The sequence below is a fragment of the Gemmata sp. genome, from assembly GCF_051859125.1.
Lineage (GTDB): Bacteria > Planctomycetota > Planctomycetia > Gemmatales > Gemmataceae > Gemmata.
Genome location: NZ_JBHYGG010000109.1, coordinates 1 through 11,693, shown reverse-complemented (window position 1 = coordinate 11,693; position 11,693 = coordinate 1). Strand labels below are relative to the sequence as shown.

The 11,693-nt window shown below is 70.9% G+C and carries 11 protein-coding genes; 6 read left to right on the top strand and 5 right to left on the bottom strand.

The window, feature by feature from the left end:
- The first annotated feature begins 61 nt into the window (after nt 1–61).
- Nucleotides 62–466: a DUF6183 family protein gene (locus ACTIGN_RS11475; protein ID WP_439623898.1), complete on the top strand. Its 405-nt coding sequence runs from the start codon at nt 62–64 to the stop codon at nt 464–466.
- Between the two features lie 227 nt (nt 467–693).
- Here ACTIGN_RS11475 and ACTIGN_RS11470 read toward each other — a convergent pair whose 3' ends face one another.
- The 3 genes from ACTIGN_RS11470 to ACTIGN_RS11460 form a co-directional block, all read right to left on the bottom strand.
- Complete coding sequence (locus ACTIGN_RS11470) at nt 694–2,835, bottom strand: hypothetical protein (protein WP_439623896.1); 2,142 nt, start codon at nt 2,833–2,835, stop codon at nt 694–696.
- An 896-nt stretch (nt 2,836–3,731) separates the two neighbouring features.
- Nucleotides 3,732–3,866, bottom strand: a complete 135-nt coding sequence (locus ACTIGN_RS11465) for a hypothetical protein (RefSeq protein WP_439623894.1) — start codon at nt 3,864–3,866, stop codon at nt 3,732–3,734.
- Between the two features lie 93 nt (nt 3,867–3,959).
- Nucleotides 3,960–4,418, bottom strand: a complete 459-nt coding sequence (locus ACTIGN_RS11460; protein ID WP_439623893.1) for a hypothetical protein — start codon at nt 4,416–4,418, stop codon at nt 3,960–3,962.
- Nucleotides 4,419–4,747: 329 nt separating this feature from the next.
- Here ACTIGN_RS11460 and ACTIGN_RS11455 point away from each other — a divergent pair, with 329 nt between their 5' ends.
- From ACTIGN_RS11455 to ACTIGN_RS11445, 3 genes are all read left to right on the top strand, one after another.
- Nucleotides 4,748–5,866 carry a hypothetical protein gene (locus tag ACTIGN_RS11455; protein WP_439623891.1) on the top strand — a complete coding sequence of 373 codons (1,119 nt, stop codon included), beginning with the start codon at nt 4,748–4,750 and terminating at the stop codon, nt 5,864–5,866.
- A 543-nt stretch (nt 5,867–6,409) separates the two neighbouring features.
- Nucleotides 6,410–7,618: a hypothetical protein gene (locus ACTIGN_RS11450; RefSeq protein ID WP_439623889.1), complete on the top strand. Its 1,209-nt coding sequence runs from the start codon at nt 6,410–6,412 to the stop codon at nt 7,616–7,618.
- A gap of 281 nt (nt 7,619–7,899) precedes the next feature.
- A complete protein-coding gene (locus tag ACTIGN_RS11445; protein ID WP_439623887.1) occupies nt 7,900–8,226 on the top strand; it encodes a hypothetical protein in 327 nt (108 codons plus the stop codon).
- A gap of 186 nt (nt 8,227–8,412) precedes the next feature.
- On the opposite strand, the gene ACTIGN_RS11440 is transcribed toward ACTIGN_RS11445, so the two are convergent.
- Nucleotides 8,413–9,099, bottom strand: coding sequence for a hypothetical protein (locus tag ACTIGN_RS11440; RefSeq protein WP_439623885.1), 687 nt, complete (start codon nt 9,097–9,099; stop codon nt 8,413–8,415).
- Between the two features lie 186 nt (nt 9,100–9,285).
- On the opposite strand from ACTIGN_RS11440, the gene ACTIGN_RS11435 reads away from it, so the two are divergent.
- Nucleotides 9,286–9,789: a hypothetical protein gene (locus tag ACTIGN_RS11435; protein ID WP_439623883.1), complete on the top strand. Its 504-nt coding sequence runs from the start codon at nt 9,286–9,288 to the stop codon at nt 9,787–9,789.
- Nucleotides 9,790–10,418: 629 nt separating this feature from the next.
- Nucleotides 10,419–10,673 (top strand): glutaredoxin family protein, encoded by a 255-nt coding sequence (locus tag ACTIGN_RS11430; protein WP_439623881.1) that lies wholly within the window; start codon nt 10,419–10,421, stop codon nt 10,671–10,673.
- A 463-nt stretch (nt 10,674–11,136) separates the two neighbouring features.
- Here ACTIGN_RS11430 and ACTIGN_RS11425 read toward each other — a convergent pair whose 3' ends face one another.
- Nucleotides 11,137–11,448: a hypothetical protein gene (locus tag ACTIGN_RS11425; protein WP_439623879.1), complete on the bottom strand. Its 312-nt coding sequence runs from the start codon at nt 11,446–11,448 to the stop codon at nt 11,137–11,139.
- Nucleotides 11,449–11,693: the final 245 nt, after the last annotated feature.

Here is an 11,693-nt window from a genome sequence, read left to right as displayed (position 1 = left end):
TGACAACCCAAGCAAACTGCTCGCCTGACCCCTCACAGAATCCTGGAAACTACTGTTTAAGGTGGATCCCTCGTTCCTGCACGCAGAGCGGCCTCTTCCTCAGCTTCGCAGTCTCCCACTGCTATGCTTAACGGGCGTCATCTCACTTACTCTTGTAATTTCTCCAGCTTCCCCGGCCAAAGTTTTTCAGCATATTTTTCACGCTCTCGCAGGCGGGTGCTCGTACTTTGCGGGTGTCCAAGGTGCATTTGGGAGGCTGCACGCATGGCAGTCTCTAGGCGCGATTCTCAATCTTCACACCTCATCTGTTCCTGATCTTGAAAGATACGCGAACACGGTAGAGTGGTACTTATTTTCAGTCCAGTCGGACTGGTTTTATTCCGGCCCATCATTCAACTTGGGGATTGTGGCATTAGATCGGTCCGCGTGCCTCTTGACAGTGTTCGCGCTGTCTGACGTGGATTAATTTCATTTCGCATTCGCCACGACACTGCAAAAACAAACGCTTTCCTGCATTCGAACCCTACTCGATATTGCTGTGGCGATCTTTCTCGCATGCATCAACTTCGGGGTTTTTGCCACCGTTTTAGTTCGATACGATCAGACGAAGTAGATGGGCTTGGCCGTTCAGGCGTATCTGGACCCTCAGGACTGTGACACCCGACGGCATTTGCGCGGTCCATTGACTCCCGCTTACTTCTCGGCGAGCCGGGCGAGATCCCACACGACTACCGACGTCAGTTCGGGGACCGCGAGCCGGGTCCCGTCCGGCGAGAACGCCATCGCCCCCGCCGGCGGCCAAGGAGCCCGGTCGGCGAACACCGGCGGTCGGTACACGTCCGGGCCGCTCAGGATCGCGCGGACCGACCCGTCGGCGGTGTCGTACACCCGCACCGCCCGCTCGTACCGGGCCGTGTGCCCGACCGCGACCAGCCGGCCGTCCGGGCTCGCGGCCACCGCGAAGCACGCCACCCGCACCGGGTCCGGCACGTCCCGCACCTTCTGGCCCGTCTCCAGGTCCACGACCGCGACGTGCCCGAACCCGGTCGCCACGACCGTCCGCCGGTCCCCGACGAACGCAAGACTCCCCGGGCCAACGCCCCCGCCGTTCGGCAGGGTGAACTCGCCCAGCTTGCGTCCGTCGGGCAGCGCCCACCCGGTCACCACGGCGTCGTGCCTCGTGCCGTTGGGGACGGTGTACGCGACGGCCAGCCGGTCCCCGCGGACCGCCGCGACCGGGGGGGACGCACCGGTCGGGACGGGAACCTCGGTTGTCACCGTCCCGGCCTTTGCGTCGAACACCCGGCACCACCCGGGCTTGTCGGCCGTGGGCCGGCTGAGCACCGCCACCCGGTCCCCGTCGGCTGCCGGGACCGCCGCGGGGACGGACGGCAGCGGCTTGGCCGCCGGCCGCAGGTCGGTGACCGTGCCCGCGTCTACCGCCCACAGTGCGGTCTCCGTTACGACGTGTCGCCCGCCGGCGGAGAGGAGCGGAAGCCCGACCGGCGGGCCGCCCGGCTTGCGGAGGTCGAACCGCCCGACCGGCTTCCCGTCCGCCGACCACCGGTACACCAGCCCGTCGCCCGCGACCGTTCGGACCTCCGTGCCGTCCGCCGTGAACGCGACCCCCCGGACCGCTGCGTCATGCCCGCTACCAACTGGTGACAGCACCACGCCGGCCCCGGCGTCCCAGGTGAAGGCACGGAGGTACTCGGTTCCGAACGCGACCAGACGGCCGCTCGCGTCGTACGCGGCTCCGTAAACCGGCACCGAGGCTGGCAAGTCGGCCGGCCGCGGGGTTGCCCCGAGTCGTCGTCCCGTCGCCACGTCCCACCGGACCGCACCGACGGTCGACACGGCGGCGACCTCCATCCCGTCCCGCGAGAAGGCGACCCGCCCGCCCTCGGTCGGCTTGATGTCCATGGTGCGGAGCGTCTTGCCGGTCCGGGCGTCGGCGAGGAACAGTTGGGCCGGGTAGGACTCGCCGACGGCTACCGTCTTGGAGTCCGGGGCAAACACCACGGTCCGGGACCGCGGCCAATCGACCCGGGCCAGTTCGGCCTTCGACTCGACGTCCCAGATCTGCGTCACCTGGTCGGGGCTGGCGGTCGGGCCGGCCCCCTTCCCACCGGCGTGCGACCCGGTGGTTACGAGCGTCCTACCGTCCGGAGACAGGGTGGCGATCGCGACCTCATTCTGAACGACCACCACCCGCGACGCCACCGCGCCGGTGTCGACGTCCCACACCGCGCACTCGACCGGGGCGTCCCCCGGCCGCTCCTTGTACGACCCGCCAACCGCCAGCCGCCGTCCGTCGGCCGACAGGGACACGCTCCACTGCGGCGGCCGGGGCACCCGGAGGAGACGCTTGCCGGTGGTGAGGTCGTGGACCTCGAACTCCTTGAGGTCCAGGCACACCGCTCGCCGGCCGTCGGCCGACACCGACAGGGGGTCGCCTAACTCTCGCCCGGGGCTGGTCTCGGCGAGCAAGGGCGGGCCGACCGGGGTGAGGTCGGTCGCCCGGTACAGGGTGAAGTGCTGGAGCGAGTGCGGCTGCTCGAGGGCGTGCCGTGCGAGCACCCGGTCCCCGGCCGGCAGGAGGAGAGCGCGGTTCCACCCGCGTGGCGGTCGCCCCCGCTCGGTCCCCAGCCGCAGGACTGCCCCCGGCGGGAGCGGGTCGCCGTACGCGTCGTTGACGACCGGCGGCCGCGGCCGGCTCGGTCGAGCGTCGGCCGGTGGCGGCGTCGGGTCGTGGCCGGGGACCGTGGGTGCCCGGCCCAGCACCTCGAACCGCTGGATCTTCTCGGGCTGGGGGGCCGGCGGTTCGGGAGTCACGGCGGGGGTCTCGGCCGGTGGGGGAGGCGGGGCATTTGACCGGCCGCAGCCCAGGGCGGCCGCAACGGCCACGACAAAAACGCGAGCGGTTCGCACGGGTGGTCCGGGTTCGGGGAAAGCTGAGCGTTCCGACGGGGATCATTATGCGCACCGCTCACCCTCCGCCAAGGACCGCCTTCCCTTCCTTCGGGACTCGCTGCACTCTCTGGTCTCGGACGACCTGTCGCCCCACGGCTTGAAGGTCCGAATCCGGACGAGTGGGCGTATGCGACCCGCGGAGACGCGGCAACCCGGGACACGCGCCGGGCCGCCAGCGGCCGGTCCCACAAGGGGGCGAACAAGTTCGGGTGGGTGCGTACCGGTGTTTGTTCCTGGGTGACCTGTCCCTGCCCCCGGCTGAGCGCTGCGGGTGATGGCTACGCGCCGCTCAACGGAGCGCTTGCGGCGGGTACTCAATATGGGATCACCGAGCCCATCCGTAGTTTGGTGACCGTCTCTGCGGCGTTGTACCCGTCGAACAGTCCGCCTCCGGTCTCGGACTTCCTGATGTCCAGCACCTTTGTGGACCGGCCCACCCGCCTCGCGACCACAACTCCAGCCCCGTTCGCCCCGGCTGCTCGGGACGTCCCTACGTCACCGTCCGTGCTGCTCTCAGTTACCTTCCTTTGGAGTCGCAAGACTGCCACTCCGTCGGCGGGTATGCGGTACTGCGTCCGGTCCGCGGCGTCTCGGCCGATCGCCGCGGTGACCTGTTCAGCGGAACGGGGTCGGCTCCGTCCGCCTGCTGTCCGGCAAGAGCCACATTTTTTTCAGATGGCAGGTTACCGAGCGTTCTGGGCTCCAGGTCTGGAGGAAGATCCGACACCGGCCGCCGCGTCCGCACGCAGGCGGCACACTCACCGCTCGACTTTGCACTTCGGGAGGGCCTCGCCCAGCTTCTTCACCCCGGCGTCGGTGACGGCCGTCTCCTTGAGGGACACTTGGGCGAGCGACTTGACCGCCGCGAGTTCCTTGAGCCCGGCGTCCGTCACGCGGGTCCGGCCCAGGTCAAGGTACGACAGCCGGTCCAGGGACTTGAGCGCTTTCAGGTCTGCGTCGGTGGTGGGGGTACTGGCCAGGCGGATCTACAGCAGTGCCTTGTAGTCCTTCACCCCCGCCGCGGTCGCCTTCGTGCCGTCCAGGTGGAGGTGGGTGAGGAACTTCAGCTCCTTGAGTTCCTTCAGCCCCGCGTCAGTGACCTTCGTCCCGACCAGGTCCAGGGCCGTGAGGGTCTTGTGCCACTTGAGTTCCTTGAGCCCCGCGTCGGTGATCTTGCCGCCGATGAGCCCCAGGGCGTACCCGAACGGCACGTCCGGGAGCTTCTTCAGCGTCGCGTCGGTCACACCGGCGGGCAGGTAGTACATCGGCCCCCCGCCGTACGCCCACGCCGTCGTCTCGACGCCTAGCTTGGCGAACGCGGCGTTCGTCTCCTTGAGCTGCTCGGCCGTGTGCTTCGGCGGCTTGGCGTCGTCCGGGGCCAATCCGGCGGCTGCGGCGAGCAGGGCGAGGCACGCGCACGTCGTGCGTCGAAGCAATGGCATCATGAGCGGGTTCCGTCGAGCTTGACGTGTGAAGGCGATCAAAAACACTTTATCGGTGAGACGATCGGTCGGAAAGCCGTACAACGGGCCGGGTGGCGGCCCCTCCCACTGGGGAGCGGTGGACAGGCCGCCGGCCTGCTGTTGAACCTCCCACGGCGTGCCCTGCGGAGCAGCCTTGTGACCCCTCCTCGTCCTGCGATGCCCCTCCTCGGGGGCGGGTGCCTGCGGCAGCCCCGGGCGTTCTCGGTCATCGTCGTTGCGTCGGTGGCCGCGTCCGGCTGTAGCACGTCGGCCCAGCCGATGACCCCGGACCCCGGCCCGGGGTCAAGGTCGTGGCGATCGAGAACGGCAAGCTCGTCCCGAAGACCATCGACCCGCCGGCGGTTCTCGGCCCGGCCCCGACCGCGGTCCCCGTCCCGGGGTCGTCAGGGTTCGCCGCGTTCGCCGGCGGGGAGCGCGGGTACGTGGGCGTGGCGTCAAACGACAAGCACGTGTCACACGGGGTGTCGGTCATCAAGCTCGACACCGGAAGCGCCATCGGCACCGTGAACCTTCCCGGCGAGAGGCGTGAGTGTGGCTTCTCCCTGAGCCCCGACGGCCGGCACCTCGCCATCGCCCGCGCCAACGCGTCCCTCGAGGGGGAGGCCGTGGACCTGTGCACGGTGGCCGACGGCCGCACGGCGGCGTCGTTCAGGCCCCACTTCGACCCGAAGGCCCGCACCTCCGACTTCGTGGCCGCGCGGTTCTTGACGGCGGACAAGTTCGTGACGTTCACCAGCACCGGCGGCTTCGCGGTCTGGTCCCCGGCGGACCAAACCAAACTCCTGTCGGTCCCGGGGGCGCTCAAGCCCCAGACGATCCCCTCGCAGTGGTTCAAAGACCGCGCCTGTGGGCTCGACGCAACACCGGACGGCCAGACGGTGGCGGTATTCGACGGCCGCGGGTACGCCCTGTACCGCACGACCGACGGCACCCGGGTGGGCAGGACGGACCCCGTACCGGCCGACGGACCGTACGTCGCGGGGCCGGCGTGCTTTCGCTCGGACGGCACGCGGCTGGCGGCGCTGTTCTACCTCGGTGCGGGAAAGCCGACTGGGATTCTCGCGGTGGTGTGGGACGCCCGCACCGGAAAACAACTCGCACAGTTCAGGCCGGTCGTCACCAGCGACCCACAAGAGACCGGGGTGCAGTGGTTCGGCCCCGACCACGTCATCGTCCGGGCCGGCGGCGGATGGAAGAACCAGGTGTGGGCGGTCGACATCCCGCAGCAGGTGTCCGAGGTCGTGACCCACGTGTTCCCCGGCGGCCCGGCGGACAAGCTGTGGGCGGTGGTGCAGAAGAGCAGCGTCGGGTGGGACGGGCCGCAGGCCCGCACTTTCTCATCTCGGCCGGCCCGCCGCCCCTCGGAGCGCACCCGAAGCTGTGGTTCGCGTACCGAGGGTTCTCGGTGACCGTCCCGACCTACTAACCAGGCCGCCTCTGGCCGCCCCGGCCGGCCAAGCGGTGCCGTCCGGTGGGTTCGTAGTCCCGTGCGACGGGTGCGGCGCGGGACCCCCGGCGACCGGAGGACCAGCGGTGCGGGGCAACGTCGGCGACCCGGCCGCGGTACATCAGGTCACCCCATGTCGGCCGTTCATGCACTCTCTCGGGAGGCGGGCGAGGCACGACCGCCCCGACCGGGGCGGTCGTCGGACGCCGCGCCTGCGTGGGACCACGGGCTGCGGTTCCGGGTCGAGAGCGACTACCTCCCGTGGTCGCGGGCCACCGGCGACATCGTTAAATGACCGGCAAACACCGGCATGCCTGACTCCGGAACCAATCACAGTGCGAGACGAGGTGGCGGCCAACATCGGCGTGCCGGGCCATTGCTCAATACGCTCTCGCCCGCGGCGGTCACGGCGGGCGGCAGAGGGGTGAAGGCGTCCGCCGGGCCGTGACCCTCAACACCCCACCCGATACAACTCCCGCGGACGGTAGATTCACGGAGATTTGCGATGCGAGTCATGTGGGTCGTCGTGGCGACCGGGGTCGTGGTCGGGCAGCCCGACCCGCGGGCCGAGTTGGCGCGGCCGCGGGCGACCGTCGAGGCCCTCGGGGAGGTACAGAACGGCGTCTTCTCGGCCGACGGCAAGGCGTTCCTCGGGTGGGTTGTCCCGGTCGGTAAGGATCCGGCCGACGTGCGGCTGCGGCCGTGGCCGTGGACCCTGTGGTCGGTCGCCGACGGCACCCCGGTCGCCCAGTGGACGGGCGACCCGCTCGGGGGCTTCGACACGCCCGGAAGCTCCGACGGCACCGTCTGGCCCGCGTTCCTGACCGAGGATCCCAAGTTCGGCAGCCGTTGCCGGCTCCTCGACCTGACGACGGGCAAGACGAGCGACGTCCCCGGGGTGTCGGGACCGAAGGAGACGTGCTCCCGCCCGAGCTTCTCGGCCGACCGCACGCGGCTCGCGTACTCGGACTACGCGCCGGCCCGAACGGCCCACGTCTACGAGAAGAGGGCCGGCGGCTGGGCCGAAGTGGCCGCGGTGCCCGGCGAGAACGCGGCCCTGTCGCCGGACGGCAAGTTCGTGGCCACCGTCGCGTGGGCGGACGACCCCCGGGGCGGGGGGCGGAAGACGCTGGCCGTCCGGGCGTTCGCGGTTTCCGACGGGAAGGAGCGGTGGGCGGCGGCGGTCGACACCTACGGACTCGTCGGGTTCACCCCGGACGGCCGGTACGTCGTCCAGAGTGACAACGCCGGGCACCGGCTGATCGACGCCGCGACCGGCACGCAGGCGGCGCTGGTGGCGAACGGCCCCCGCGGCGACGCCCAGGGGCCGCGGGAGGTCGCGTACCGGGCCGGGTGGGTGGCGGCGGTCGTCCGCGGGGAGTCGAAGGTGGAACTGGTGCGGTGGGACTTGGCCGCCGGCAAGGAGGCGAGCCGGACCGCCGTCGAGTCGCCGTTCGGCCGGAACCGCACGCCGCCGTTCGGGTCGCCGCGGCTGGCGGTGGTCCAGGCGTTGCAGGACCACCCGGTTCCGGAGCGGAGGAACACGTTCTGGTCGAGCATGACCGTGGACGTCTACGACCCGGCCGCGGCCGAACCCGTCACCCGGGTCCGCCTGTCCAGCGCCCGCGCGGTGATCGCGTCGCCCGACGGCGAGACCTTGGCCGCCCTGGGGACGAGGATGTTGATGTTCTACCCGCTGCCCGCGAACAAGTAGCCGGGCGGTGCGGGCGTGTCGCACGTCCGGGCTGAGTGGGCCGACCCCGACGCCCCTTGTCGGAGTCGGGGTGTCGTCGGATCGCTGCGCCGTAACCCCGGACGTTGCCTCGGCGGGCGGGGGCCTGTGGGCCGTACGACGGCCCCGCCGGGCGGACCGCCTGGCCCTTGGCCTGTCGGCTGTGGCGCTGCGGACCTCGTGTGCGTCAGGATTCCCGAAGTCGAGCCGAGGCGGTCGGGCACCCGACCCGCCCGAATCCCAACAGCCGAGAGAACAACGCGATGCCCCGGACGCCCACTTCGTCCCCGGCCTGCCGCCCCGTGCGGTGGTCCGACGGCACCACCGGCGTGTTGACGTGTGCGCGACTCGACGGCGGGACGCTCCGGCTGGAACTGGTCCGCGGCGGGATGCCCGTCACGCTCACGCTGGAGCGGCTCGCCCCCGACTACTACGCCGGCCCGTGGGCGGCCGCCGGCGACCGCCCGGCCCGCGGGTCGGCCAGCGCCGCCGCGACGTCGGGCGTCCGCGACGAGTACCGGCTGGCCGGCCGGTGGTACGAGGGGGCGGCGGTCACGGAGTGGGCCGCCGACGGTGTCACGCTCGGGTAGCAGACCCACTGCCTCCTCATGAGGACGACGAGGCATCGCCTCTGGCGTACTCATGCGGCGTCGGTCGGTCCCCCCGCGACGCTCCTCGCCCCGACTCCGCAATCGCGAGAACTTCGCCCGCCCTCGGAGCCGCTGGGGGCAGTGGCCGCGGCGTGGGCCGGCGGCCGTTGCGGTGCCTGGGGCCTGTTACTCGGCGACTGCGTCCCGCCGGACCGGGAGCGCGAGGCGGCGGGCCACCGGCAAGAACCGGGCCGGGTCGGCGAACACGAACTCGGCGGCCTGGCCGCCGGTCTCGATCCCCAGGAACCGCTCCGGGCGGCCGCCGTCCGCCACCGCGAGGTTCACCGCGGCGACCACCGCCGCCACGTCGTACCAGTCGCCGAAGTTCTCGGGGTCGAACTCGTACACCCGCCCGGCGTGGACGAACCGCACCCGCAGCGGGCCGTCGGGGTCGAACGTGTCGGCTACAGCATCCTCTTCGGGATCTTCGTCTTCTTCGTCGTCCCGGTCTTCGTCGTCGGCCTCTTCTTCGCCGGGGGTCTGAACGGCGCACTCGGGCGAGAAGCCGCCGCGGGAGTGGCGACCGAACCGCATCACCAGTTTGTCGTGGGGGCTCGGCCGCTCGTCGGACTCGGCGTCGAACGAGACCAGGAGGCCGGCGGCGTACAGGGCGGAGCGGACCGAGCCCGGGTGGGCCGGGTCGAACGCGCCCGACTCGTGCTGCTCGAACTTGCGACCGGCCTCGTACGCCTCGTCGACCGGCAGCGGCAGGAGGCCGGCACCGGCGAGCGCCTCCACCAGGGCGGCCCGGAGGTCGAGCCCCTCAAGTCCCCACAGGGCGACCGCCCGGGTTCGCGGCGACAGGTTCGGCACCACCCTCCCGACAGGCGCACGGCGGCCGCGTGTATCAAAACCACTATTGGAGTTCTATCGCTTCGACTTCCCACGACGGGCCGGTCCAACGGGACACGGAACCGACACCTCCTGGCTGTGACTCGGTCCCGGGGACCGACGCCGGGTCCGCCGGGGGCGCGCTCACGGGCAGAGTCGTGCGACGCGATGCACTACCCCAACCCGGCGCACGCCCGGGGCGACACGGACACGGAGTACGTGAAGTGGGGAACCGACCCCGGTGCACCGGCGGGTGCGACACCGCGTCGCGGCCTGGACCGCGGGGGCCGGTCCCGGGTACGGTGCCGGGTGGCCGGCGGGCGGCGGGGGCCGTGCCCGCACGCCGCGTTCGTGTCGGTCGGGGTGACCGGGTCCGACCCGGCCGGGCGGCCCGACGACGCCCTGACATGGCTGTGGCTGTGGACCCGGGGCCGGGGGCTGGAGCGGATGCCGCGGCTGACCCGGCTCGCCGAGGCGGTGGACCTGGTGGCGTGCGGCATCCCCGTCGAGGGCGGGCCGCCGCTCGACGCCGAGTACCGGGCGGCCGGGATGGCGGCAGAGGAGCGGGACCACGACGCCCCGGGCTCCGGTACGGTGACCCTGGTGGCCCCCGGCCGAGGGGCTGCTCGACGGGCACGGGCTGTACGCGCACGACCCGGCCGCCCTGGTTAGTGCCCTCAGTCAGTGGGCGGCATGGCCGGCCGCGTAGAGTCGGTTCCGAGGTGAGAGTGGGTCGATCGGCGCGGCCGGGTGCCGGGGGCAACGGGTCACCGGACCGGGGCGGGCGGCTACCGGCTCGCCGTGGTGGTGCACGCCGGGTCCGGCCAGGACGGGGAACCTCCCGAACACGTGACGCGTGGTGCGTCGGCCTCGCGCCCGCGTCCGGCGACGGACCTGCAATCCCGCCACCACGGGCCTTTCCCTCGCCGGCGACCGGCTCGAGGCCCTCCGGATCCCCCCGGCTGTGACACGTTGACCGTGCTGGACGTTCCAGGGAGGCGTCCGACGCCACAGCGGCCCCCGCCGTGGGCTTTTTAAGTTGTGTTTTTTTATGGCTCCCCCCAACTCAACCCTTTGTCGCTTATCGCGGGCCTCAGGAACCGTGCGTCCGCAGACACTGGCCCTATTCGCCGCTTCCCTCACGTCACTTGTTGCCCCGACACGAGCCCCGGGGGCATCACGCGCCGGGTCGGGGACATCGGCACGCCCGGACAGACCGTTCCCGGCGGCACCGGGCTTGCGTCTCCCTGCCTGTCGGCCCCCCGCCAGGGGGGGGCGGAAACCCAGGAGAGGAGGCGAACATGTCTGCCGAAGTGGTCGCGTACACCAGTGCCACCTGCCCGCACTGCCACCGGCTCAAGGCGTACCTGCGGAGCCACAACGTCCCGTTCCGGGAGCGGGACGTGGCCACGGACGAGGCGGCTGTCGCCGAACTCGAGCAGATGGGCGCGACCGGGGTGCCGGTGATCCGCGTGGGGGGCGAGGTGCTGATGGGGTTCAGCCCGGACCGGCTCGACGAGGCGCTCCGGTCGCACGGGGCGGCCGCCGGGGCGTGAGGGACGCGTGAGCGGTCCCGAGGCGGGGCACGCGGATGCGGGCGACGCAGAAGGCCCGCACGGTCCCCCCGCCCGTCGCGCCGCCGGGAGGCGTTCGCCGCCCTCGTCGCAGCGCGGGACGGCGGGCTCCGCGTGCCCGCGTCGCGCGAGCGGGTGGGGACGAGTTCGGGCCGGCCCGCGAGCACGTGGAGCGGATCGAGGAGGGAACCCGAACGGGCCGACCCACTGTCAACGAGGAACGGAAGTCTCGGCCGTCTTCCGCATGGGGGTCGCGCAGAATGACTCGCGTTGCATGTGCCCCTGCCGCGCGGGGCGCAGCAAGAAGGGTTCAACTCGGCGGAAGCGACCGGAGATAGTAGCAGACCGGTGAAGAAGTGACGAAATACAAAGCACCAAATCGGAGCCTGCCCGAACGAGACACGTCGGGCAGTGAGCGGACGGGACGCGGGGTGGAATCCCAGCGTCACGACGCGAACACGTCGGCCATCGACTTCACCGACTCCACCCCGTACTGCTTGACCAACTGCTTCACGGCCCACGCCAGTTCAACAGGGCCGCTCGTCCCGTGCGGCTTGCCGTTCGCCGGAGCGGCCGCGCGTGTGGCGGCAGGTTTGCTCGTCGCGGCCGGTGCTTTCGCCGGTCCGGGCGGGCGGCCGCGCTTGCCCGGCGACGTCCCTGCACCCTTGTTGATTTTGGTCTTCAGGGTGCTAAAGGCCCCATTCGTCAGCTCCATGTCGAAGGTGTCCTTGACGTACTTGACGCCGTCACTCGGCATACCCTTTCCGGCCGCTATCGCTTGCTTCACCGCCTCAACTTGCGTGGGCTTATCGGCCTTCGGGGCGTCGGCGGGGGCCGTATTTTCGGCCGTCGCGGACTCGGACTTCTTTTTCGCCATGGTTCACCAGTGTGCGGGAGTGCATGATGCGAGCGTACACTCTCTTTTAGCCTTACGGTCGTCCCTAGGTCTCACGCACTATGAAGTAGTGGGCGTGTAAGGGTTTGTGTGTATCACGGGGTCAG

What these genes read in the sequence shown, in the direction of transcription:
- ACTIGN_RS11430 (WP_439623881.1), top strand. Translation starts at nt 10,419, where the DNA reads ATGTCTGCCGAAGTGGTCGCGTACACCAGTGCCACCTGCCCGCACTGC.
- ACTIGN_RS11450 (WP_439623889.1), top strand. Translation starts at nt 6,410, where the DNA reads ATGCGAGTCATGTGGGTCGTCGTGGCGACCGGGGTCGTGGTCGGGCAG.
- ACTIGN_RS11435 (WP_439623883.1), top strand. Translation starts at nt 9,286, where the DNA reads ATGCACTACCCCAACCCGGCGCACGCCCGGGGCGACACGGACACGGAG.
- ACTIGN_RS11445 (WP_439623887.1), top strand. Translation starts at nt 7,900, where the DNA reads ATGCCCCGGACGCCCACTTCGTCCCCGGCCTGCCGCCCCGTGCGGTGG.
- ACTIGN_RS11460 (WP_439623893.1), bottom strand. Translation starts at nt 4,418, where the DNA reads ATGATGCCATTGCTTCGACGCACGACGTGCGCGTGCCTCGCCCTGCTC.
- ACTIGN_RS11425 (WP_439623879.1), bottom strand. Translation starts at nt 11,448, where the DNA reads ATGCCGAGTGACGGCGTCAAGTACGTCAAGGACACCTTCGACATGGAG.